The organism is Rhizobium sp. WYCCWR 11128, assembly GCF_013416305.1.
Lineage (GTDB): Bacteria > Pseudomonadota > Alphaproteobacteria > Rhizobiales > Rhizobiaceae > Rhizobium > Rhizobium indicum.
This window is the reverse complement of the sequence record NZ_JACCEZ010000005.1, coordinates 405369-429250: the sequence shown is the minus strand read 5'-3', so window position 1 is coordinate 429250 and position 23882 is coordinate 405369. Positions and strand designations below refer to the sequence as shown.

General features: G+C 61.4%; 22 protein-coding genes. 13 read left to right on the top strand and 9 right to left on the bottom strand.

All coding sequences use genetic code 11. The features are described from left to right. Positions 1 to 11: 11 nt before the first annotated feature. From HX898_RS18870 to HX898_RS18845, 6 genes are read left to right on the top strand one after another with little or no spacing between them, the layout of a single operon-like run. Entirely contained in the window at positions 12 to 992 is a 981-nt protein-coding gene (locus tag HX898_RS18870; RefSeq protein WP_138331444.1) for an ABC transporter permease, read from the top strand. After that, complete coding sequence (locus tag HX898_RS18865) at positions 992 to 1894, top strand: ABC transporter permease (RefSeq protein ID WP_138331443.1); 903 nt, start codon at positions 992 to 994, stop codon at positions 1892 to 1894. The genes HX898_RS18870 and HX898_RS18865 overlap by 1 nt, the downstream gene beginning before the upstream one ends. Beyond that, positions 1891 to 2706, top strand: a complete 816-nt coding sequence (locus tag HX898_RS18860) for an ABC transporter ATP-binding protein (protein ID WP_138331442.1) — start codon at positions 1891 to 1893, stop codon at positions 2704 to 2706. The genes HX898_RS18865 and HX898_RS18860 overlap by 4 nt, the downstream gene beginning before the upstream one ends. Then, on the top strand, positions 2703 to 3629 hold the full coding sequence (locus HX898_RS18855; protein WP_171597985.1) for an ATP-binding cassette domain-containing protein: 927 nt from the start codon (positions 2703 to 2705) through the stop codon (positions 3627 to 3629). The genes HX898_RS18860 and HX898_RS18855 overlap by 4 nt, the downstream gene beginning before the upstream one ends. 11 nt (positions 3630 to 3640) lie before the next feature. Then, positions 3641 to 4111, top strand: coding sequence for a GNAT family N-acetyltransferase (locus HX898_RS18850; RefSeq protein ID WP_180195370.1), 471 nt, complete (start codon positions 3641 to 3643; stop codon positions 4109 to 4111). Between the two features lie 37 nt (positions 4112 to 4148). Further along, positions 4149 to 6170 (top strand): beta-N-acetylhexosaminidase, encoded by a 2022-nt coding sequence (locus tag HX898_RS18845; protein WP_171597987.1) that lies wholly within the window; start codon positions 4149 to 4151, stop codon positions 6168 to 6170. 83 nt (positions 6171 to 6253) lie between these two features. Here HX898_RS18845 and HX898_RS18840 read toward each other — a convergent pair whose 3' ends face one another. Then, positions 6254 to 6730 (bottom strand): helix-turn-helix domain-containing protein, encoded by a 477-nt coding sequence (locus HX898_RS18840; RefSeq protein WP_138331438.1) that lies wholly within the window; start codon positions 6728 to 6730, stop codon positions 6254 to 6256. Positions 6731 to 6820: 90 nt separating this feature from the next. Here HX898_RS18840 and HX898_RS18835 point away from each other — a divergent pair, with 90 nt between their 5' ends. Together HX898_RS18835 and HX898_RS18830 are read left to right on the top strand one after the other, a co-directional pair. Then, entirely contained in the window at positions 6821 to 7636 is an 816-nt protein-coding gene (locus tag HX898_RS18835) for an oxidoreductase (protein WP_138331437.1), read from the top strand. Between the two features lie 50 nt (positions 7637 to 7686). Then, positions 7687 to 8688, top strand: coding sequence for an NADP-dependent oxidoreductase (locus HX898_RS18830; RefSeq protein ID WP_180195369.1), 1002 nt, complete (start codon positions 7687 to 7689; stop codon positions 8686 to 8688). A 104-nt stretch (positions 8689 to 8792) separates the two neighbouring features. Here the strand turns inward: HX898_RS18830 and HX898_RS18825 are convergent, their stop codons facing one another. After that, positions 8793 to 9533, bottom strand: coding sequence for an AraC family transcriptional regulator (locus tag HX898_RS18825; RefSeq protein WP_180195393.1), 741 nt, complete (start codon positions 9531 to 9533; stop codon positions 8793 to 8795). Between the two features lie 278 nt (positions 9534 to 9811). Here HX898_RS18825 and HX898_RS18820 point away from each other — a divergent pair, with 278 nt between their 5' ends. After that, the gene (locus HX898_RS18820; protein WP_180195368.1) at positions 9812 to 10726 is read left to right on the top strand and encodes a DMT family transporter; all 915 of its coding nucleotides are present in this window, start codon (positions 9812 to 9814) and stop codon (positions 10724 to 10726) included. A gap of 15 nt (positions 10727 to 10741) precedes the next feature. On the opposite strand, the gene HX898_RS18815 is transcribed toward HX898_RS18820, so the two are convergent. From HX898_RS18815 to HX898_RS18795, 5 genes are all read right to left on the bottom strand, one after another. Then, positions 10742 to 11944: an ROK family transcriptional regulator gene (locus HX898_RS18815; protein ID WP_180195367.1), complete on the bottom strand. Its 1203-nt coding sequence runs from the start codon at positions 11942 to 11944 to the stop codon at positions 10742 to 10744. Between the two features lie 96 nt (positions 11945 to 12040). Further along, positions 12041 to 13240 (bottom strand): MFS transporter, encoded by a 1200-nt coding sequence (locus HX898_RS18810; protein WP_180195366.1) that lies wholly within the window; start codon positions 13238 to 13240, stop codon positions 12041 to 12043. A 15-nt stretch (positions 13241 to 13255) separates the two neighbouring features. After that, the gene (locus HX898_RS18805) at positions 13256 to 14032 is read right to left on the bottom strand and encodes an SDR family oxidoreductase (protein WP_180195365.1); all 777 of its coding nucleotides are present in this window, start codon (positions 14030 to 14032) and stop codon (positions 13256 to 13258) included. Positions 14033 to 14057: 25 nt separating this feature from the next. Then, positions 14058 to 14921: a MurR/RpiR family transcriptional regulator gene (locus HX898_RS18800; RefSeq protein WP_138331431.1), complete on the bottom strand. Its 864-nt coding sequence runs from the start codon at positions 14919 to 14921 to the stop codon at positions 14058 to 14060. A 24-nt stretch (positions 14922 to 14945) separates the two neighbouring features. Beyond that, positions 14946 to 15332 (bottom strand): RidA family protein, encoded by a 387-nt coding sequence (locus tag HX898_RS18795; protein ID WP_180195364.1) that lies wholly within the window; start codon positions 15330 to 15332, stop codon positions 14946 to 14948. Positions 15333 to 15443: 111 nt separating this feature from the next. Between HX898_RS18795 and HX898_RS18790 the strand changes: the two genes are divergently transcribed. The 4 genes from HX898_RS18790 (at position 15444) to HX898_RS18775 (ending at position 20739) form a co-directional block, all read left to right on the top strand. Next, positions 15444 to 15926, top strand: coding sequence for a hypothetical protein (locus HX898_RS18790; protein ID WP_180195363.1), 483 nt, complete (start codon positions 15444 to 15446; stop codon positions 15924 to 15926). A gap of 30 nt (positions 15927 to 15956) precedes the next feature. Next, entirely contained in the window at positions 15957 to 17432 is a 1476-nt protein-coding gene (locus HX898_RS18785; RefSeq protein WP_180195362.1) for a M81 family metallopeptidase, read from the top strand. Further along, positions 17433 to 18533, top strand: a complete 1101-nt coding sequence (locus HX898_RS18780) for a D-TA family PLP-dependent enzyme (RefSeq protein ID WP_180195361.1) — start codon at positions 17433 to 17435, stop codon at positions 18531 to 18533. A 499-nt stretch (positions 18534 to 19032) separates the two neighbouring features. Beyond that, positions 19033 to 20739 (top strand): adenylate/guanylate cyclase domain-containing protein, encoded by a 1707-nt coding sequence (locus HX898_RS18775; RefSeq protein ID WP_138331427.1) that lies wholly within the window; start codon positions 19033 to 19035, stop codon positions 20737 to 20739. A 582-nt stretch (positions 20740 to 21321) separates the two neighbouring features. Here the strand turns inward: HX898_RS18775 and ugpC are convergent. Together ugpC and HX898_RS18765 are read right to left on the bottom strand one after the other, a co-directional pair. Continuing rightward, positions 21322 to 22455 carry a sn-glycerol-3-phosphate ABC transporter ATP-binding protein UgpC gene (gene ugpC / locus HX898_RS18770; protein ID WP_173863087.1) on the bottom strand — a complete coding sequence of 378 codons (1134 nt, stop codon included), beginning with the start codon at positions 22453 to 22455 and terminating at the stop codon, positions 21322 to 21324. Positions 22456 to 22648: 193 nt separating this feature from the next. Next, entirely contained in the window at positions 22649 to 23854 is a 1206-nt protein-coding gene (locus HX898_RS18765; protein ID WP_180195392.1) for an ABC transporter substrate-binding protein, read from the bottom strand. Positions 23855 to 23882: the final 28 nt, after the last annotated feature.

The window sequence follows — 23882 nt, the reverse complement described above, 5'->3', positions numbered from 1 at the left end:
AGGGAGCGGAAATGCGCATTTCGAGCCGGCGCCTCGGCGTCTATGCGGTCGCCCTGGTGTTCGCCATCGTCGTGAACTTCATTCTTCCCCGGCTCATGCCGGGGAGTCCGGTCGACGCTATGGTCGCCCAGCTAGGTCCGCGGGCGACACCTGCCGCCGTCGAGGCGATCAAGGCGCGCTTCGGCGCGGTCGACCAGCCGATGCTCTGGCAATTCGTCGATTACCTCAAGGGGCTTGCGACCTTGGATCTCGGCGTCTCGGTCAAATATTATCCCCAGACCGTCGTCCAGGTTCTTGGCCGGTCGACGCTCTGGACGGTCTTTCTCGTGACGACCGCGATCATCTTTTCGCTCTGCGTCGGTGTCGTGCTTGGCGCGGTCTCGGCCTGGCGTCGCGGCGGGCGCTTCGACACGATCGTCTCGCCGCTCTCCGTGATCATGATTTCGGTGCCGCCTGTCATCGTGGCGCTGACGACGCTTTTCGTCTTCGCGGTCTCGCTGCGCTGGTTTCCCGTGGGCTATGCCTACGATCCGAACCTCGATCCCGCCTTCAATTTCACCTTCATCGGCAGCGTCTTCGCCCATGCGATCCTGCCGGTGCTGACGCTCTCGCCGTTCCTGATCGGCGAATTCCAGACGACGATGCGCTCGTCGATGATCTCGGTGCTCGGCGAAGACTATGTGACCATGGGGCGCGCCAAGGGGCTCAGCCATCTCACTGTCATGTTCGGCTACGGCGCCCGCAATGCCATGCTTCCGGTGCTGACCAACCTGGCGCTGATGCTCGGCGCCGTCTTTGGCGGCTCGATCGTCACCGAGATCGTCTTCAACTATCCCGGCCTGGGACTGACGCTCTATACCGCGAGCATCGCCCGCGATTACCCGGTCATCCAGGGACAGCTGCTGCTGATGACACTCGCGACGCTCGGCGCCAATTTCCTCGTCGACATCATTTACGGGCTCGTCGATCCCAGATTGCGGGAGGCCGTATAATGGGCTTCGGGCTACGGTCTATCCTCCGCCAGAAGAAAGCCCTGGCCGGCCTCGTCATCATTGTTGCCCTGTGGCTGATGGCGTTGTTTGCGCCGATCATTGCGCCCGGCGAGCCCGGAGCGCGTGTCGGACGCTCGCACCAACCGCCGTCGATCGAACATGTCATGGGCACCACGAAGATGGGGCGGGATGTCTATCGCCAGTTCGTCTGGGGCGCCCGCAGCTCTCTCTCCGTCGGCTTTGCCACGGGCATTGCCATCACCATTGTCGGCACGGCCATCGGCCTCGTCGCCGGTTATGCTGGCGGCAAGACCGATGCGGTGCTCGATCTTGCGACGAATGCCGTCCTGGTCATCCCGAACATGCCGTTGCTGATCCTGCTCGCCTCCTTCGCCGGCACGGTCGGGCCGATGGCGATCATGTCGATCATCGCGCTGACCTCCTGGCCTTGGGGCGCCCGCATGACGCGGTCACAGACGATGGCGCTTCGCAATCGTGATTTCGTCACGGCTTCCAAGATGATCGGCGAGCCCGCCTGGCGCATCATCTTCGTGGAGATCCTGCCGAACCTGACGACGCTGATCGGCATCAATCTCGTCGGCAGCATCATCTACGCCATCGTTGCCCAGACGACGCTCGAATATCTCGGCTTCGGGGATCCCTTGAAGGTCTCCTGGGGCACCATGCTTTACAACGCCCAGAATTCCTCGGCGATCATGGTCGGCGCCTGGTGGGATATTGGGGTGCCCGCGGCAGGCATCGCGCTCACCGGCCTTGGCCTTGCGCTTTTGAATTTCACCTTCGACGAGATCGCCAATCCGCAGCTTCGCTCCGGCCCGGCGCTGACACGCTGGTTCCGCCTCACCCGCGCCCGCAACAGAGAATTGGAGCTTGGCCGATGAGCGACAATCTTCTGGAAATCGACAAGCTCAATGTCGACTACCTCGTCGACAAGGGAGAGTTCCGCGCCGTCAAGGATGTCTCCTTCAATATCGGCCGTGGCGAGATCTTCGGGCTGGCCGGTGAATCCGGCTGCGGCAAGAGCACGATCGCCTATGCCATCACGCGTCTTTCCAAGGCGCCTGCCTGGATCAGCGGCGGCAGCATCCGGCTCGCCGGACAGGATCTCCTGAGGCTGCCCGAACGCGAGCTGCAGAAAATCCGCTGGAAGCGCATCGGCATGGTCTTCCAGAGCGCGATGAATTCGCTCAATCCGCTGATGCGCGTCGAGGCGCAGTTCCATGACGTTCTCTACCGCCACACCGGTTGCTCGCGCGAGCAATCCCGGCTTCGCGGCGAGGAGATGTTCCGCCTCGTCGGCATTCCCACGCATCGCATCGGCGACTACCCGCACCAGTTCTCCGGCGGCATGCGTCAGCGCATCGTCATCGCCATCTGCCTGGCGCTGAGACCCGAGCTTATTATCATGGACGAGCCGACGACGGCCCTCGACGTGGTCGTGCAGCGGGAGATCCTCGAGCAGGTCGTCGATCTGCAGCGGACCTATGGTTTCTCGGTGCTCTTCATCACCCATGACCTGCATCTGATGGCGCAGCTCTGCCAGCGCATCGGTGTCATGCTGAAGGGCGAACTCGTCGAAGTGGGCGACGTGCGCCAGGTCGCCCAGGCGCCGCTGCACGATTATACCCGCAAGCTTTGGAATGCCATTCCGCAGCTTCCAGGCAATCCGCATCTATCGGGAGTCTTGGCATGAAGGCGGAGGCAAATCCTGTGGTCGCGGAAGCCGTGATCCGGCTCGAAGATATCAAGCGTAACTTCGGCCCGCTACACGCGCTGAAAGGTGTGTCCTTCTCGCTCTTTCCCGGTCGGGCATTGGCGCTGGTCGGCGAATCCGGCTGCGGCAAGACGACCTGCGCCCGCATCATCGCGCGCTTGGACAAACCGACGGGCGGCAGGCTGTTTTTCCGCGGGCAGGATCTGACCGTCCGCGGCGAGGCAAAAGATGAGCATCAGTATCGCAGGGAGGTGCAGATGGTCTTCCAGGATCCGTTCTCATCGCTCAACCCGGCCTTTACGGTCAGCCATCATCTGGCGCGGCCGCTGCAATTGCACCGGCAGAGCGGCTCCAGGGCGGATCTTGCCGAAGAGATTGCCCGCCTGCTGACAAGCGTCGGGCTGGAACCTGATTTGACCAGGCAGAAATTCCCGCATGAACTCTCGGGCGGCCAGCGGCAGCGGGTGAATATCGCGCGCGCGCTTGCCGTTGCGCCGAGCGTGCTGGTGGCCGATGAGCCGACCTCGATGCTCGATGTCTCCATCCGCAAGGACATTCTCGATCTGCTCGCGACGGTGAAACGGGAAAATGACCTGGCCATGCTCTATATCACCCACGACATTGCGACGGCCGCACATGTGGCCGAGGAGATCGTCGTCATGTTCGCCGGCCAGATGGTCGAATGGGGCGACACCGATACGGTTCTGTCCGATCCGCGCCATCCCTATACAAAATTGCTGCTTTCGGCCGTTCCGGATGGCAGCCGGCCGTTCGTGACCGGCGGAAGCGCGCGTTTCCTCGAACAGGCGGAAAAGGTACGCTCGCTCAGCCGTCCGGAATCGGCTGTCATCGAGCAGGTCGGCTCCAACCATTTCATACGCGCACTCGGCGTTTCCAGCTGAAGGATGGCAAAGTGGACTATCTCGTTAACCTCTCCACCCTGCCGCCAGACACGCAGTCGCCCGAACGAATGGCACGCGAGGGTGTGACGATCCGCCGGGCTCTGCCGCCGGAATTCCGGCTGATCACTGGCTGGATCACAGAACAATTCGGTGAGGGATGGGCGAGCGAGGCGTCCGTCGCGATGACCCGCCAACCGCCGACCTGCTTCATCGCCACGCGCGAGCAGAAGCTCGTCGGTTTTTCCTGCCATGAAGCGACGGCGCGCGGCTTCTTCGGACCGACCGGCGTCGACGAAGGCCTTCGCGGGCTCGGCATCGGCCGGGCATTGCTTTTTGCCAGCCTGAACGACCTGAAAGCGATGGGCTATGCCTATGCGATCATCGGCGACGTCGGCCCCTCGGCCTTTTACGAAAAGGCGGTCGGAGCCGTGCCGATCCCCAATTCCGCTCCCGGCATTTACGCCGGAATGCTCAAGACCTGATTTGTAAAAGCCCGATCTTCAAAAGGAAGAAGTGACCATGCCCACATCGCGACCGAAAACCCTGCGGCTTGAAACCCTTTGGAATCCGCCTGCGGACGGCAAGGAATTTTCCTACGTCCTGCGCCTCAAGAACCTCGGCACCGAGCCGCTTTCGAATTTTTCGCTGTGCGTGAGCGGCCCAGGTCGTGTCGATCCGGCCGGGCGCGTCGAAGGCGCCACTGTCTCGCAGCGGCTCTCGAATTTCACCGAATTCCAGCCGCCGGCCAATTTCGTTCTCGGCGCCGGCGAGACGTGGACGATCTCGGTCTACGCGCTGAGCTGGCAGTTCCGTCACTGGACGGACGGCGCGACGAGCGGCTATCTCGCGCTTTCCGACGGCAGCACGATCCTGCTCACCATAGAGCCGACGCGATCTTCGGTCAGCAATGCGCCGTTGAAGCGTGGCGCCGAGATCTATCCGGTTCCCGTCAATGCGCCCGTTCAGGTGTCGATCATCCCCTGGCCGAACCATGTGGCGGTCACTTCCCGTCGGCCCTTGCCGGCCGGTTTTGCGCCGCAGGCGCAGAGCGCTGAAGGGGAGGCGGCAGCCCGCAGTTTCGCAGCATTGGTCGAGCATCTCTTCGCCGTCGAAGGCATCGTGCGGAGCGAGGCGGAAGGCGCGGTTCCGGTTGCCCTGAAGGATGCCGCCGGCTTCGGGCCAGAGGCCTATCGGCTGAGCTTCGAGGGTGAGACGATCACGATCGAGGCAAGCAGCCAGACCGGCTTCCTCTACGGCCTCGTCACACTCGGCCAGATCTGGCGCGGTGCAAGGCTGCATCCCGAGGTCTTCCAGTTTCCGGCCTCCGGCGAGATCGTCGATGAGCCGTCGATGGGTTGGCGCGGCCTGCATCTCGACGTCGCCCGCCAGTTCTATGGCGCGGCTGAAGTCAAGAAGCTGCTGGCGGTGCTTGCCTGGAATAAGCTCAACCGCTTCCACTGGCACCTTTCCGACGACGAAGCCTGGCGCGTCGAGATCGACGCCTATCCTGATTTGACCGCGGTCGGCGCCTGGCGTGGCCACGGCCTTGCCGTTCCGCCGCTGCTCGGTTCGAGCCCGGCCCGCACCGGCGGTTACTACACCAAGGCTGCCATCCGCGAGATCGTCGCCCATGCCAAGAGCTTCGGCGTGGAGATCGTGCCGGAGATTGATGTCCCCGGCCATTGCTACGCCATGCTGCAGGCAATACCGGAACTGCGCGATCCAGCCGAGGTCGGCAGCTATTATTCGGTTCAGGGCTTTCCCGACAATTGCATCAATCCGGCCCGCGAGAAGACCTATGAGATCATCGAGACGATCCTCTCCGAACTCATCGAGCTCTTTCCGTTCAAGATCATCCATCTCGGCGCCGACGAGGTTCCGCTTGGTGCATGGTCCGGTTCGCCGGAAGCGCTCGAACGCCTGCGTAGCGTGGCGGGCGACGAGGTTGCCGATGCACATGCCAAGCGGCTGAACGTCGTGACCAATACCCATGGCGCCGACGACATCCACGGCTCGGGTGCCGCCATCCTGCAGGCGGAATTCCTGAACCGCGTCCAGCGCTTCCTTGCGAGCAAGGGCTGCATCACCGGCGGCTGGGAAGAGGCGGCCCACGGCGATGTCATCGACAAATCCAAGAGCTATCTCTGCAGCTGGCGCAATGTCGAGGTCTCGGCCGAACTTGCCGAGCGCGGCTACGAAATCGTCGTCTGCCCCGGACAGGTCTATTACCTCGACATGGCGCTCAGGCCCGACTGGGACGAGCCCGGCGCCAGCTGGGCGGGGACTTCGGATGCCGAGAAGCTCTACAATTTCGACCCCATCGGCGGCTGGACGGCGAGCCAGAAACAGAAACTCCTCGGCATCCAGGCCTGCATCTGGTCCGAGCCGATGACGGATCGGGCCGTTTTCGACCGCCTCGTCTTCCCGCGCCTTTCCGCGCTTGCCGAAACGGGTTGGACGAAGCCGTCATCCAAGTCGTGGGAGCGTTTCAGGGCGCTCGCAGGACTGATGCCGCTGCTCTACGGGCTGCAGCAGTCTTAGCGCCCGGATCGGGCTGGATTTTGATTTAAGGATCACCCTTGCCATCACCGGAGGCGGCGATGGCAAGGATACCGACATCGCTTTCAACGGGTGTTGTCAGGTGCCGCTTCATCTGCCGCTGGCAGCTGACATTCGGGTGCGGCGATACGAATAGGACGTGTTCCAATCTCCGCGCCGGTCGCGCGGTCGATGGTGACGGGATCGATCTCCGTTCCGGTCTCGGCGTCGAAGAAGCGGGTGACTGCACCGCCGCCGCGGTGCTTGCGGCCCCAGGCGCCGATCGCAAACAGCACCGGCAGAAAGTCGCGGCCGGCTTCCGTCAGCACATATTCGTCGCGCGGCGGACGCTCGGAATAGCGACGCTTTTCCAGCAATCCTTCCTCGGTCAGCGATGACAGCCGCCCCGTCAGCATTGTCGGGACGATGCCGAGGCTTTTGCGAAATTCATCGAAGCGGGTCAGCCCCGCATGGGCGTCGCGCATGATCAGCATGCTCCACGCATCGCCGACGAGCGCCAGGCTGCGGGCGATCAGGCAGGGTTGTTCGGAAAGATTCTTCATGTCGGTATCTTTTTAGTAGTGACTTGCTATCGATTTGATAGTAACAGAATGCGCATGGATGTTCCACGACAAAAACGAAGGCAGACGTCAATGAGCAAAAGAGAACGCGGCATTGCCCTGGTCACCGGGGCTTCCTCCGGCATCGGGCTGGTGACGGCGAAGGCGCTGCGGCGCGACGGCTACCGGGTGTTCGGCACCAGCCGAAAGCCGATGGCCGACACCGCCGATGGGATCACCATGCTGGTCTGCGACGTCATCGACGATCAGTCCGTGCAGAGCGTCGTCGACGAGGTTCTAAAACGCACGGGACGGATCGATCTTCTGGTCAACAATGCCGGAATCGGCCTGCTCGGCGGCGCCGAGGAATCGACGACGGCGCAGGCCAAAGCCGTATTCGACGTCAACGTCTTCGGCACGATGCGCATGACCAATGCGGTGCTGCCGGTGATGCGGCGGCAGCGCAGCGGTCGGATCATCAACCTGAGCTCGATCCTTGGGCTGATCCCGGCACCCTTCAACGCGCTCTACGCAGCGACCAAGCACGCGGTCGAAGGTTATTCGGAATCCCTCGATCATGAAGTGCGCACACAGGGCATCCGCGTCGTGCTCGTCGAACCGGGTGTCACCCGCACCTCCTTCGAGGAGAACATCACGCGCCCCGACCGGCCGCTTGCCGTCTATGACGCAGTGCGCGCCGACGCGGAGAAGCTGATGCGCGAGATCGTCTCAAAAGGCGATGCGCCCGAGGTGGTCGCCGCAACCGTCATCCGGGCCGCCAATGCGGCCTCGCCGAAAAGACGCTACACGGCCGGGAAAGCAGCAGGCCAGGTGCGCTTCATCCGCCGCTTCCTGCCCGAGTCCTTCGTCGACAAGAGCCTCCGGAAATTCAACAAACTTCCCGCTTGAGCCTGCCTTGCCGCATTGCCGGCTCATCCCAGAAACGAAAGTTCGCCCTCATGAAAGCATTCCTGATCGATCGCTACAAGAAAGGTGGCGCCCTCAGGCTCGGCCAGAGCCCTGAACCGCAGCTGCGCGAGAACGACGTCATGGTCGAGATCCATGCCGCCAGCGTGAACCCGCTGGATACCAAGATCCGGGACGGAGAGTTCAAACTCATCCTGCCCTACCGGCTTCCGCTGGTGCTCGGCAACGATGTCGCCGGCGTCGTGGTCCGGGTGGGCGCCAATGTCCGGCAATTCAAACCCGGTGACGAGGTCTATGCGCGTCCTGATCAGGATCGCATCGGCACGTTCGCCGAGTATATCGCCATCGACGCTGCCGATGTTGCGCTGAAGCCCGCCAATCTCAGCATGGAAGAGGCCGCATCCATTCCGCTTGTGGCGCTGACCGCATGGCAGGCGCTGGTCGAGCGCGCCAAGCTGCAGAAGGGCCAGAGGGCGCTGATCCATGCGGGTTCCGGCGGCGTCGGCACCATCGCGATCCAGCTTGCCAAGCATCTCGGCGCCCATGTGGCGACGACCGCGAGCACGGCAAATATCGATCTGGTGAAAAGCCTCGGCGCTGACGTGGTGGTCGACTACAAGAAGGACGACTTCGAAAAGGTGCTGAAGGGCTATGACGTCGTGCTGAACAGCCTCGGCAAGGATACGCTGGAGAAATCGCTCGCCGTCTTGAAGCCGGGCGGCAAGCTGATCTCGATATCGGGTCCGCCCGATCCCGATTTCGCCAGGGAAAACGGCTTCGGCTGGCTGCTGCAGCAGGTCATGCGCTTCCTGAGCTTCGGCATCCGGCGGAAATCGAAACGCCGGGGGATCGGCTATTCCTTCCTCTTCATGACGGCAAACGGCGCGCAACTCGGCAAGATCACCGCGCTGATCGAGGCGGGCGCCATCCGCCCTATCATCGACCGGGCCTTCCCGTTCGAGAAGACCAACGAGGCGCTGGACTATGTGGAAACAGGCCGCGTCAAGGGGAAAGTCGTCATCGCGGTGAAGTGAGGTCTGGAAGGCCGAAGAGCCCTCGGCCTAGCCAAGCGCCTTTTGCAGGACGCCGAAGCGCGGATTGGCTTCGGAAAAGAGAAGTGCGGTCGAGCGAAGGGGCTTCACTGTCGTTGCCGGTAGGCAGAGGGCGTGACGCCTGTGCCCAACTTAAATGCCCGTGTCATGTGGCTCTGGCTGCTGAAGCCGCAGGCCGAAGCGATCTGCGCTATTGGGTCCATGCCTGATAACATCGATTTGGCGCGCTCGACACGCCGGTGGGCCACCCAGCCATGCGGAGACACACCGTAGCTTGCCCGGAACATCCGCTGAAAATGAAACGCGCTGAGCTGCCCGATCGCCGCCAGATCCTGCAAGCGGATTGTCTCACCGAGATGGGCCTCGATATACTCCAGACTCCGGCGCCGCACATGAGGAGCAAGCCCGCCGCTGATCGCGCAGGGACGCATTCCTCCATAACGCGGATCAACGAAGAAATCGTTGATCGCCTGCGTCATCGCTTCCTCAGCCAGCAGATGGCCGCCCGCCAACATCGCTTTCGTCATCTGCCGAAGCGTGTGCGCCAAGGCGGGTGCATCGGCGAAGGTTACTTCGGGAAGAGCCATGAGCCGAGCATCGCGGTCAAACGTCTCAGCAAACATCCGGCGCATCTGGTCGTCGGGAAGATACAGATGGACGAATTCGGAGAAGTCGGTGATTTCCCATTCGGATGAGTGCTCCTGTGGCATGATGCACAGGACCCCCGGACGGCCGCGCGCGCCGGGGCTGCCATCCAGACGACGCGTTCCGGCGCCGCCCGTGAGATAAAGACTGAACGTATGACCGTTCGGCCGCTCATAGCTCATCCTGTCCTGTGCATTGCTCCAGATTGCAGCTGATCGCCCGAAACCCAAATCGATGGACTGTGACATCCGTGCAGTGGGAGATGCGGACAGAAACCTGAAAACCGAAAGGCGGCTATCTTTCACCAATTCTTCCCCACACCTGGCCACGCCTTGCGAACACTAGCGGCGGACGACCCGCATGGCGAGCAGGGAAGTCCGGGCAAATCGATTTCATAGCAAGAATCTGCAAGAGACCTGCTCCCGGTTCGCCTATTGGTCGGGAAAACGAGGATCACTCCATGGCAAATGCTGCTCTCTTCATTGCGACCGTCCTCATATGGGGGACGACTTGGATCGCCATTGCGATGCAGGTCGGTCCCGTGCCGGTCTTGGTCTCGGTCTTTTACAGATTTGCGGTCGCAGCCGTGATCCTCGTCGCCATCCTGGCGGTCATGCGGCAGCTCAAGCTCCCTGCCTTACGCGATCAACCTTTCATCCTTGCGCAAGCGCTCTGCCTGTTCAGCCTCAATTTCATCTGCTTCTACAACGCCGCCGCCTCTATCCCGTCCGGGTTAATCTCCGTGATCTTCTCGCTCGCAACGATCTACAATGCCGTCAATGCGCGCCTCTTCTTCGGCGACCGCATTACAGGCCGCACGCTTCTCGCAGCCGCGCTCGGGGCAACTGGGCTCCTCCTCCTTTTCGGACAGGACGTTGTCGTCGATTTCGATATGGGCACGTTGAAAGGGATCGGGCTCGCAGCGCTTGGCACGCTGTTCTTCTCGCTGGGCAATATGGCATCGCGTCGAAACAGCGCGGTCGGAATCTCACCGCTGACCGCCAATGCCTGGGGGATGACCTATGGCACGATCATCCTCCTGTTCCTGATTGCCGTGACGCAAACGCCGATCGTAGCACCGCCCAACATCACCTATCTTGCCGCGCTGCTCTATCTCGCGGCAATCGGATCGGTGATCGGCTTCACCACCTACCTCATGCTGGTGTCCCGCATCGGCTCCTCACGCGCTGCCTATGCTACCGTCCTGTTCCCGATCGTCGCCCTGTCGCTGTCGACGGTCTTCGAGGGCTATCACTGGAGCGGTCTAGGCCTAATCGGCCTGGCGCTGACGCTTCTCGGGAACGTGGTCATCTTTGCGCGACCTCTAACCCGTCGCCCGCCGCAAGCAGATGCGAGGTTGCCGGCAGGCGGATGAGGGCTGCGGTGTCTGCTAGCCGAGCGGCTTTTGCAGGACGTCGAAGCGCGGATTGGTTTCGGAGAAGATCGGCAGGGCGGCGGCGCCGAGGATTGCCGTATCCTTGCCGGTCATGCCGATTATCACCCGGGGTACCGCCCGTTTTTGATTGGGATCGATCGGGGTGTGCAGCGGCTCCAGCCGCTCTGCAAGCCGAAGCATCAGCGATGTTGATATGCTGCCGCCAAGCACGATGGTCTGCGGATCGAAGGCAAGTTCCAGAAAATCGACGGTCTGCCGCAGCGGCTGGGCGGCCTGATCCAGCCAGGCGTCGAGACCTTCACCGCCCTTGGCGATTAGCGCGTCGAGCTCGTCAGGCGACAGCTCCTCGGCATTGGCAATGCCCATGTATTCGTAAGCGACGGCCGGCGAGATATAGCGATCCAGACAGCCGCGCTTGCCACAGCTGCAGAGCTTGCCATGCGGTTCGACGATAATATGCCCGATCTCGCCGGCATTGTTGCGGCTGCCCTTGTAGAGGTGGCCGTCGAGGAACATTCCGGCACCGATGCCCCCGCCGCCGGCGAGAAACAGATAGACGAAGCTGCCCAAACCGCGGGCGACACCATGAAGACGCTCGCCGATCGCTGCTGCCGTCGCATCGTTCTCGACCAGCACCGGCACTTTTATCCGCTGTTCCAGCTCGTGCCCAACGGGAAAATCCTGCCAGCCGGGCAGGTTCAGCGGGCTGAGAGAGGTGGTGCCGCCATCGGCATAGCGGCCGGGCAGGGCCATCCCGACGCCGAGCAGCCTGTTCCGGTCGAATGCGAAGGCTTGCTGAAGATCCTCGACGATGGACTGGAGAGCCGGCATGGCCCGTTGCGGATCCGGATGTTCGACGTGGCGCTCGATGCGCGCGCAAACGGCGCCCGAGAGATCCGTCAGGACCCCGCTGGCGCGCTGGCGGCCAAGTTCGAGGCCTATCGAATAGGCGCCGCGCGGATTGATGGTGTAGGGGATGATCGGCTGGCCGCGCGCCAGCTTCTGCGCCTCGGACGGGACGAGAAGGTGCGATCTCTCCAGTTCCTCGACGATATTGGACACGGTCTGGGCGGTCAGCGCCGTCATCCGGGCGATCGCCGCTCGCGACAAGGGACCATTCGTGCGGACAGCCTCGATCACCACACGCCGGTTGTGAGACTTGGCCTGCTCGAGATTCGTGCCGGAGATCGCCTTCATGTCGCCTTCAAAGGAAATGGTGCGTCACCCTTGTCACAAGACGTACACCGATGAAAGCTCCATTCTTCTTCACGCCCTATTTGCCGATGGCGTCGGCTAATAGACTTTGCCTCTATGCAGGAGGCCGATGATCGCTATCCCCGCCAATCCCGTGATGGCGCTGAGGATAGCAGTTCCCGAATAGCCCGTCACATAGGTGCCGGCGGCAAAGACCAGTGCGCCGATCCCGGCGCTGGCAAAGATATTGACGGAGATCAGGGCGCTGCCGAGCCCCGGCCGGTCGGCGATCAGATCCTGCAGATAGGTGATCGGAATGGTGATGATCGCCGACGCTCCAATGCCGGCAAGCAAGGTGAGCGCATAGAGGTGCCACGGCTCGGAGGCAAAGCCGAGAAGGCTGAGGAACACGGCATAGATGATGGTACCGGCGGCAAGCGCCGTCATCTGGCCGGCCTTGCGCGCGATCCGCGACCAGACGATGATGAAGACGACTTCCAGCAATGCGACGATGCCGACCAGAATGCCGACGTCGCTCAGCCTGCCATGCGCAGCACCAGTGGCGATCAATGGCAGCAGGGCGTCATTGAGATGCAGCGTGCTGGTGATGAGCGCCACCCCGCAAATATGCGCCGAGATGCGCGGCGAAACCACCTGGCGAAGCGCCCCGAGATAGCTGAGATGATGAACTGCTGCCATCTCCGTTCCCGCCCGCTTCGGCAGGGCGAAGACGATGATGCCCTGACAGAGCTGACATGAAATGCTGGCAAAGAGGTAGGCCGGCAGCATGCTCGATGCGCCAGACAGCAGCAGGCCGGTGATGCCGGGGATCAGCACCCAGGACAGCGAGATCATGGCGCGCACGCCGGAGTTGGCCGTCACCATGTCGCTTCGGTTCATGCCGTGCATCGCCGCGCGCGCATTGGCAAACAGCAGCGAGTTCAGCGCCCCGTAGATCGGCAGGGGCAGCAACCCGCTGATAACGAAGATGGCTGCAGTCGGAAAGGCGTAGACCATGCCGTAGCCGACGATGCCGAAGAGGCAGGCGCCGATCATCGTCGACCGGTACTCGCCAAGCCGGTCGGCGAGATTGCCGAGCAGGATGCTGATGACGACGTTCACTGCCGCCGAGACGAAACTCAGGAAGGAATAGAGGCCGTCGCTCAAGCCCAATTCGCGGATACCCACGACCGAACGATAGGGTGCAGTCATCGCCCCCGCCATTCCGAAGGTGAAAATAGCGATCATGCTGGCGCGGATCGCCGGATTGCGGAAGACGTCGGGGAAAAGGCGGCTCATGCGGGCATCTGAATGTCAGTAATGTTCCGATTGGGAGAAGGTCCGCGCGAGTTCGGCCTGGCCTGCCGTGAGGCCGCAGTCGACAGGCAGGCAGACACCGGTGATAGAGGCGGCCTGGGGGCCGGCGAGGAAGGCCACGGCATTGGCAACATCCTTCGGATCGACGACGCGCTGCAGCGGATACCAGCGGCGCGCTTCCTCGAAAACATTTGGATTGGCGGCGGCGCGTGCTTCCCAGGCCTGCGTCTTCACCGTGCCGGGTGCGACGGCGTTGGACCGGATGCCGAACTTGCCGTATTCCACGGCGACCAGCCGGGTGAAATGCAAAAGGCCGGCCTTGGCGGCGCTATAGGCCGGGTGTCCGAAGACATGCATGCCGTTGACCGAGGCGATATTGACGACTGACCCCTTCGAAACCGTCAGCATGGGCTCGAATGCGCGGAAACATAAGAATGCCGCTTCGAGATTGAGCGCATTGTCCGCCCGCCAGATCTCGGGCGTCGTGTCGTGCAGGCTGGTCGCGCGGGCGGCACCCGCATTGTTGACCAGGGTTTTAACCACGCCGACGTCGGCGGCGCGTCTTGCCAATTCGGCTATGCTCGTCTCGCCGGTTACATCGCATTCGATGGCGACGAAGCGATTATCCGGCCCGAGCTTCAATGCCACGGCAGCCGCAGCCGCAGCATCGATATCGGCGAGCAACACGACGTCGTGGTCATCGGCAAGCCGTGCGGCGATCGCCGCGCCGATATCGCCTGCAGCGCCGGTAACGATGGCTATCGACTGCGTCATTTTCTGTCGCTCCCGTTCATGAACCTCAATCTCCAAGCAATTGCCGGTCGTCGCCATCGCGGTGAATGACCAGCTGCTGCTTGATGCGCCGAAGCGTGGTCGTCGCCTTCGGCTGAACGGCATAGGCAACCAGGCTCGACAGGATATCGATCGTCGCGATGTAGGCTATGCGCGTCGAGGTCGGGCGATAGATATTGTGGCCCTCGGGAAGGTCGATCGGCACGACGATTTCGGCGGCCTTGGCAACCGGGCTTTCCGTCTGGGTGAGCGCGATCGTCTTCACCTTGGTCTGGCGGGCAAGCTCGAAGGCGCGCACCAGCTCCATATTGCGCCCGGAGAAGGACGAGCCGATCAACACGTCGCCGGGCCTTGCCGCGGCAGCCATCATCAGCTGCATGCTGTGGTCGGAACTTGCCGTGATGCGAAGCCCGAGACGGAAGAGCCGGTTCTGGAGCTCGTCGGCGATCATCGACGAATTGCCGCCCGACCCGAACGCATAGATCATATCGGCCTTGGCGATATGCGAAACGGCGGCTTCGATCGCGGCAAGATCGAGCGACCGATGCAGGAGAAAGAGCGCGTTCTGGGCCTTGGTGATGATATCCTGGGCGACATCGGCCGGATCGGTGCTTTTCGATTCCGGTTTCAGATAGCGAACGCCGATATGGGCGGTGCGGGCAAGCTGCACCTTGAAGTCGGAAAAGCTCTCGCAACCCAGCCGCCGGCAAAAGCGGGTAACGGTCGGCGGCGATACCTCGGCCCGTTCCGCGAGCTCGATGATCGAGGCATTCACGGCAAACTCGAAGTCGTTGACGATGATCTCCGCGATCCGGCTCTCGGAGGGAGAGAGCCGACCCTTGTCTTCCTGCAGCGTCGAAAAGATATCCAAGCCCGTCCCCCGATCGTTCTCTATCTAATCCTTCTTCTTATAGGCCACGCAGTCGATCTCAACCTTGCAATCAACCATCATCGACGATTGCACACAGGCGCGTGCCGGCGGATGTTCGCCGAAATACTCCTGATAGATTTTGTTGAAGGTCCAGAAATCGCGCGGGTCATCGAGCCAGACGCCGACACGCACGACGTCCTCGACGCCATATCCGGCTTCATCGAGGATCGAAAGGACATTGGCGATCGTCTTGTGGGTCTGGGCAATGATGTTGCCGTCGATGATTTCGCCATCTTCCATCGCAACCTGCCCGGAAACATACAGCCATCCGTCGGCTTCGACCGCACGTGCGAAAGGCAGCGCCTTGCCTCCGGCGCCCGTTTGAACAGTGCCATAGCGCTTGATGGGCATGCTGAAGTCCTTGCAAATTATTTTCTTGATAAGTTGACAAGTGACCATAGAAAGCAGAATTTGACCAGTGAAAAACACGTTTTATGAAAAGAATTTCAATCTGGGGCAGATATGCGCGATCCTTTCAAGAATCCTTTCCCGTCCGACAGCGCCCGGCACGCTATCTGGGAAATGCTCGTTCCGCGCGATATCGATGCCTTTCTGGCAGCAGACTGGTCGATGGTCGAACATGACTTCGTGGAAGAGGGCTTCATCGGTATCGATGGCCAAAAGGAAGTCAGCCCTGACAAGTGGCGCCTCGCATTTCCAACGCTGTCTGCCTATCGCCAGGAATGGCTGAGGCAGGCGGAGGATTTCGCCAAACAGAGTTTCGCAGAAGATACCCGCACCGCGATCTTCACCACGACAACGCTGGAAGATATCGAAATCGAAGGCCACACGGCGCTTGTCCGCAAGAAATTCGACGGCGGCATTTCCAAGGCTGACGGTACCCGAGACGTCATGCAATGGCAGACGCTCTATTATTGCAGGCTTCACCAAGGACGCTGGAAAATCTCAGGTTTCACCGGCTACCTGCCGAACCCGATGGGTTGACGCGGGGCCGACAACGCGAAGGCGACTTTCTTGCGCATTTTCACGGCAGCATTGGCGACCGAGACCAACACCTTTTCCCCGATCTGCGTGGATCGTCGCGCATTCGAAGCCTCTCTCTATGCCCCGCCCGGCCAGCATCCCGAAACACCAACGCTTTGCACCGCGCCGATCACCGTCGGAAGGCGCGTCACCCGAGAGAAGGGTTGGGAACTGATTGAAGGAACGGCCACCTGGGCCGACCCCGCAGGCCTCGTCAACCGGGCGACCTACGAGGAATTGCGTGACGAAATCCTCGGCCAACTCAGCGCGGCGATGCCTGTCGACGCCGTTGTCATGGGCCTGCACGGCGCCATGGTGGCTGCCGGATACGAGGATACCGAAGGCGATCTTCTGTCGCGCATCCGCGAGATCGTCGGGCCTGATGTCCTCATCTGCGCCGAACTCGATCCGCACAGCCATCTCACGGCAAAACGCGTCGCTGCGCTTAATTTCTCCGTCTATTTCAAAGAGTTTCCGCATACGGATTTCGTCGACCGTGCCGAGGATCTCTGGCGCATTGCGGTCGAAACGCTCGAAGGCAGGATCAAGCCTGTTATGTCGGTGTTCGACTGCAAGATGATCGACGTCTTCCCGACATCGCGCGAGCCCATGCGTTCCTTCGTCGACAAGATCATGCAGATCGAGAAAGACGATCCGGACGTCTTGTCGATCTCGGTGATCCACGGCTTCATGGTAGGCGACGTTCCCGAAATGGGAACGAAGCTGCTTGTCGTGACGGACAATAGGCCGGAAAAGGGCGCGGCTTTGGCGCGCGAACTCGGCCTCGAGCTGTTTTCGAAGCGTGGCACCTTCATGGTCCCGCAGATCGACGAGAAGGAAGCCGTCGCGCGTGCGATGGCCGCCACCGCATGGCCTGTTGTCATTGCCGATGTCTGGGACAATCCGGGCGGCGGCACGGCAGGGGATGCGACGGTTATCCTCGAAGAGCTGATCGCCCGCGGCGTCACGAATGCCGCGATCGGTACCATCTGGGATCCGGTGGCCGTCCAGATTTGTTTTGCGGCGGGCGAGGGGGCAGAAATTCCGCTGCGCTTCGGCGCCAAGTCGGCGCCCGGCACCGGCAATCCCATCGATGGCACCGTCAAGATCGTCAAGCTGGTGAAGAATGCCGAGATGCAGTTCGGCGAGAGCCTCGCACCTTTCGGCGATGCCGCACATATCGTGCTTGACGGCCTCGACATCATCCTCAATTCCACACGCGCTCAAAGCTTCGATCCGAGCCTTTTTTCGGCGATGGGCATCGACCCCGCCAGGCAGAAGATCCTGGTGATCAAATCCACCAACCACTTCTTCGCGTCCTTCTCGAAGATCGCGGCCGAGATCCTTTACTGCTCTGCCGGAACGCCCTATCCCAATAATCCGGCGACGACGCCATACCGGCGGGCACCGAAGACCATATGGCCGATCATCGCCAATCCACATGGACCAGAACGCGGAGCCGCCTAGATGCATGACAACCGGTTTGCCGTCATCGCCAAGGCAGGCGACAGGATCGCCGATCTCTCGACGCCGCGTCCTGTGATCGACGAAGACCGGCTGGCGGCAAACATAGACCGCGTTCAATCCTATATGGATCAGCACGGACTGAACTTCCGCCCGCATATCAAGACGCACAAGATCTCGGCTCTCGCCGTCGCGCAGGTTGCCGCGGGCGCCAAGGGCATCAATTGCCAGAAGGTGACGGAAGCCGAAGTTTTTGCCGAAGCCGGCTTCGAGGACATCCTCATCACCTTCAACATCCTCGGACCGCAGAAGCTCGAGCGGCTGGCCAAGTTGAACGAGAGAATTTCGGCCCTCAAGGTCGTCGCCGACAGCGAAGTGACGGTCGACGGGCTGGCAGCACATTTCTCCGGCCACAAGCCGCTCACGGTTCTGGTCGAATGCGATACCGGCGGCAGCCGCTGCGGCGTGCAGACGCCGGGTGAGGCGGCCTCGCTCGCCAAGCGCATCGCCGCTGCCGACGGCCTCACCTTCGGCGGCATCGTGACCTATCCGAAGCCACAATCGGCCGCCGCCGTGGAAGCCTTCATCACAGAGGCGCTCAAGCAGCTGAAAACGGAAGGCATAACCTGCCCGATCGTCAGCAACGGCGGAACGCCGAGCCTCTTCGAGGCGCATCTGGTCACCTCAGCCACGGAACACCGCGCCGGCACCTATATTTACAACGATCGCCAGATGGTGCGCATGGGCCATTGCACCGAGGACGATTGCGCCATGCATGTGCTGGCGACCGTCGTGTCGCGGCCAAACGCCGACCGCGCCGTCATCGATGCCGGGTCGAAGGCGCTGACATCGGATCTTCAGGGTTTTAGCGACTACGGGCTGATCGTCGGTTATCCCGAGGCGCGGATCAGCAGCCTCTCGGAAGAACACGGCGTGATCGACCTGTCGAATTGCACCGGCCCCCGGCCACAGATCGGCGAGAAGCTCTTCATCATCCCGAACCACACCTGCGTGGTGTCCAATCTGTTCGATACGATGGTCTTCCATCGGGGCGGCATCGTCACCCGCGTCGAGCAGGTCGCCGCCCGCGGTCTCGTCTGGTAGGGGGCGGTTCCGGCTGGAGCAAAATGATGCCGATTGCCGAAGGCTGCGGTTATCGGTGGATCGCTCGCGATCTCCGTATCAGCAAAATACAGTAGCTGATGTTGCGAGACGTGCGCGCAAGGGATGACCTGGTTGCGCCAAGGGCTGACATTTGGCGAGATTGAGTGAGTGACCGATTTGGGGCCGGAAGGAGACTGGCCGCATCTGGAAAGTTAGCCAGAAATGCAGACTTAGCGCAGTTGCAGCTCGGGTCTCCCCCGGGACAGAACTGGGCACTTCCGCCGAGGCCCTCGCTCGCCGCCCATCACCAGACGTTCAAGAACCGTCCGCTTTCCGTGGATACTCATTTCCGTGTCGTTCACCTCGACGCCGTCGGTCACAAAGAAGGATGACGGCTCGATGGAGATGGAGATCGCCGGGACATTACCTCTTTACCACTTGTTGACTCACCCGCGGTTGAACAATAACTTGCGAACTCGGTCGTTAGGCTTGTCCTCACATGACGGATCAATCTATTCAGCGTCGCCTTGCCGCCATCGTCGTTGCCGATGTGGTGGGATATTCACGCCTGATGGAAGCTAATGAAGCCGCAACGCTGGCGAACCTCAGGGAACTCCGTTCCGGCGTTATCGAGCCGGCTGTGATGCGCTACCACGGTCGCATCTTCAAGGTCATGGGCGACGGCTTCCTAATCGAATTCGGTAGCGCGGTGGACGCGGTCGCAGCAGCGTTGGAAATGCAACGGGCCACCACCGCTGTTGAGGCTTCCGGAGACCGGCGCCTGCTTTTGCGTGTAGGCGTCAATCTGGGAGATGTCATTGACGACGGTTCAGACGTCCTCGGCGACGACGTCAATGTCGCGGCGCGCCTCCAGACGCAGGCCGCACCGGGAGGCATCTGCATTTCAGCCAATGTTCACGGCGAGATCGTCGGCAAGATTAGCGACCGGTTCATTGATGCAGGCGAACGCTACCTGAAGAACCTGACTCGCCCGGTCCACGTGTGGCATTGGCCGGATGCGCTGCAGAGCATATTGCCGCTGCCCGAATGTCCCTCGATCGCTGTATTGCCGTTCACGAATATGAGTGGGGATGAAGCGGACGCGCCTTTCGTCGACGGCTTGACCGAAGACCTGATCACCGACCTTTCCCGTACGGCTGGTCTGTTCGTCATCGCGCGCAATTCCGTGTACGTCTACAAGGGCAAGCCGGTCGACGTCCGGCTGGTCGCCCAGGAACTCGGCGTCCGCTATGTCCTCGAGGGGAGCGCCAGACGCGCAATGGGCCGTGTCCGCATCAATGCCCAATTGGTCGACACGCTTGCCGGCCAGCACTTGTGGGCCGACCGGTTTGACAGGACGGTGGAAGATGTTTTCGAACTACAGGATGAAGTTAACGCCAAGATTGTTGAAGCCCTCGTTGGCCGGCTGACCATCCCGACGCCGCGCAATCGGCCGAAGAACTTTGAGGCGTACGATCTGTGTGTGCGCGCCCGCCTCCTGACGGAAGAGTCGCCGCAAACTGAGCGTGAGGCCTATATGCTGCTCCAACGCGCGGTTGAGCTCGAGCCATCATATGCCGAGGCGCTCGGTCTGCTCGCCTATAACCGTTGGCTTGCCTGGACTCATTTCGGCGAGCCCGAAGATCCTAACCGTCGGATGGCGGCGACGTTCGCGCAGAAGGCGGTCGACCTGGATCCCAACGATGCCGGCTGCCGTTATGTTCTGGGGACCATTTTGGCTTATGAGCGGCGATGGGAGGAATCGGAGGCCGCCTTCGCCAAGGCCCTGGAGCTGGACCCCAACCACGCCGACACCTGGGCCGCCATGTCGGACATGTCCGTGCTGGACGGCAGGGTTGCCGACGGACTGGCGCAGATCGAAAAAGCTCTGCGGCTCAATCCCTACCCAGCCTGCTGGTATCTTTGTCATCTTGGGCAGGCGCAATACGCCGCGCGTGACTATGAGGCGGCAGCCGCTACGCTCCGCAGGAAAGACACGTATCGTACCAACTCACGCAAATTCCTGGCTGCTACGCTTGCGCAGTTGGGCCACCATGAGGAGGCGCGGCGAGAAGCAGAATTGTTCCTGATCGCCCACCCTCATTTCACGATCGGCCATTGGCTCAGCTCCCAGCCGCTGCGCGATGCATCTGTACGAGACCACTTTGTTGACGGCTTCCGAAAGGCCGGCCTGCCGGAGATGTGACAGCGGGTGGGGACAATCCCGACGCGTTCGAGGACTTGATCAACGGGATATGCGCTGTGCGAGAACGGCGGTCTGGATCGCAGTGCCAAGCTTATTCAGACGCTCCACAAAACGCGTCAACCAGCCCGAGTCTCGCATGACTTTTCCGCTGGACCGCCTTGCATCATGGTGGCGATGAGCCCGTAGCCCAGAATGAAGACAGGATGCTTTGCGAAACATTTAAGCAGCTTCGCCGAGACATGAAGGCGACGACGCTTACTTCCGCTATCGGCGGCGCAAAGATGCCGTTACCTTGAAACTAGACGATGTCTGCTTTCCGGCAGGTGCAAGGTATGCTTCAACGGCCGAAATGACAGCGCAAAGCCGCCGAAGGTCGACAACGGAAAAATGTCCGCTTTGGGCCGAAGGTTGTTATGACGCAAATGGGCCCGACTCTGCCATCTGCAGGAGATTGTCCAACGACGTTCGTGGGGTGAAAATCACCCGAACCCTACCGGCGAGCAGCCAAAATTGCTTAGGGCGTCGTTTGGCCCGTATCCGGAGCCGACCCCCGGTAGGAAAAACGCCGCCCTGGCCGCCGGTTCAAGCCGCCGTCGGATTGATCACATTCATATCGATTTCGGTCAGCTCGACGCGCCGCTCGAAAGCAATGCCCGCCTCGTCGAAGAGATGGCAATCTGCGGCATTGATGCCGGTTGCGACAGGCGCGTCCGCACGGATGCCGACGCTGCCCGGCAGCATGGCGCAGAAATTCTCGGACTCTCCATTCAGCGAGGCGTAAGCGACCGTATTTGCTCCGAGGCGCTCGATGACCGTCGGCGTCACCTTAAAGACGATATCGCCGCCGCCGAGCTGGATATGCTCCGGCCGGATGCCAAGCGTCAAAGCCTTGCCGGCCATGCCGTCACGCGGCGTCACCGGCAGCACGGCTGTCTGGCCCTGATAATCCACCTCGACGCCATTGGCGCTGACGCCCTTGCAGGTCACGGGAAGAAAATTCATTTTCGGATTGCCGATGAAGCCGGCGACAAACTGATTTGCGGGCTTGTGATAAAGCTCCAGCGGCGCGCCCGTCTGGGAGATATCGCCGGAATCCAGCACGACGATGCGGTCGGCCATGGTCATCGCCTCGACCTGGTCGTGCGTCACATAGATCATCGTTGCCTTCAACTGCCTGTGCAGCTTGGCAAGCTCGATGCGCATGTCGGCGCGAAGTGCTGCGTCGAGGTTGGAAAGCGGCTCGTCGAACAGGAATATCTTCGGTTCGCGCACGATGGCGCGACCGATCGCGACGCGCTGGCGCTGGCCGCCGGACAGCATGCCGGGTTTCTGCTGCAGCCGCTGTTCGAGGTGAAGGATGCGCGCCGCGTTTTCCACCTTGGCCTTGAGCTTCTCCTCTTCCATCCTTTCGACCCGAAGTGGGAAGGCAATGTTCTCGAAGACCGTCATGTGCGGATAGAGCGCGTAGGACTGGAACACCATGGCGATGCCGCGCTTGACCGGCGGCAGATCATTGACCCTGACACCATCGATGACGATGTCGCCTGCCGTCGTCGCGTCGAGACCGGCAATCATGCGCAGCAGGGTGGATTTGCCGCAGCCTGAGGGCCCGACGAAGACGACGAACTCGCCGTTCTTCACATCGAGCTGCACGCCCTTCAGAACTTCGTAGTCGCCATAGAACTTCTGAACTTTGTTGAGAAGGAGCTGTCCCAAAAATCTGTCTCCGCTGGCGGCCTTCGTCGCACATTCGATCATCGTGACTGCATAATTCCTTACATCGGATTCGACTTAAGGAATTATGCAGCAATTCAAGGTGTTACAGCGCCGCACTGCGAAAAGACATGCGGCGCTGCAGGAGGGGGATCGCGGGCTGTTGCCGTCCGCGATCCCGCGACCCCAAAGAGGCTTACTTGAACGCCTCGACTTCGCCGGCAGCCTTCTTGAGTGCTGCCTCCGGCTCGGCCTTGCCCGTCACCACGGACTGTACCATCTCGATCATCGAGTTCTGGAAGCCCTTGTAGTCGGTGAAGAGCGGCTCGGGACCACCGTAGCTGATGCCGTCGATCAAGGGCTTCCAGTGGGGATCCTTGGCGACGAATTCATCGACCTTTGCCGACGGCCGCAGCGGGGTGAGGCCGGCGCCGCCCTGCAGTTCGTATTCGGATTGCACATCCGGCGAGGTGATGAACTTGGCGAATTCCGTCGCCTTGTCCTCGACCCCCGAACCCTTGAAGATCGCCAGGCTGTCGGTGATCAGTAGCGTGCCGGGGCCTTTGGCGTCGGGGCCGAGCGGCAGCGTCGTGATGCCCCAGTTGATCTTCGTTGCCTTCAGGCGGTCGGCTGCACCCGAGCCTGCCTGGATCATAGCCACTTTGCCGTCGAGGAAGATGGCGCGGACTTCGTTCTGCTCGTAGGCGGTCGGGCCTTCTTCGGAGTAGGGGACGATGTCCTTGTAGGCCTTCAGCGCGGCGAGAATCTGCGGGCTGTCGAGCGTGACTTTGCCGTCGGCATCGATCACCGTGCCGTTGTTGGTGTAAACCCAATGCATGAACTGGTGCATCGTATTGTCGAAGGTCTTGGCGGAGAGACCGAAGCCCGGAATGCCGGTCTTTTCCTTGATGGTCTTTGCCATCTCGATTTCTTCAGCCCAGGTCTTCGGCGGCGTCTCGGGATCGAGGCCAGCCTGCTTGAAGAGATCCTTGTTCCAATAGAGCGCCTTGGTGGAGAAGGCGATCGGAACGCCCCACTGCGTGCCCTCGAAGGTCACGGTGTTGACGATGTTCGGATAGTAGGTCTTCTTCTCGTCGTCCGTCATCGGCACAGGAACGATAAGGTCGTTCTGCGCGAATTCCTTCAGCGTGCGCGAGCCGACATAGGCCATCGCCACCGGCGTGCCGGCGGCAGCGAGCGTCGTTGCCTTGTCCTGGCACTGTGCCCATCCGACGACCTCGGGAGCGACCTTCCAGCCTGTGTTCTTTTCTTCCCATTGCTTGATGTATTTGGTGTGGACCGGGTCGATCGTGTCGCCGCAATAGATCCAGCTGATTTCCTTGTCGGCCGCCTGGGCAGTGACGGCGGTCAGTGCCGTCGAACCGAGCAGGGCGAGCGCCATAAGGCCTGTCTTGATGGTAATGCTCACG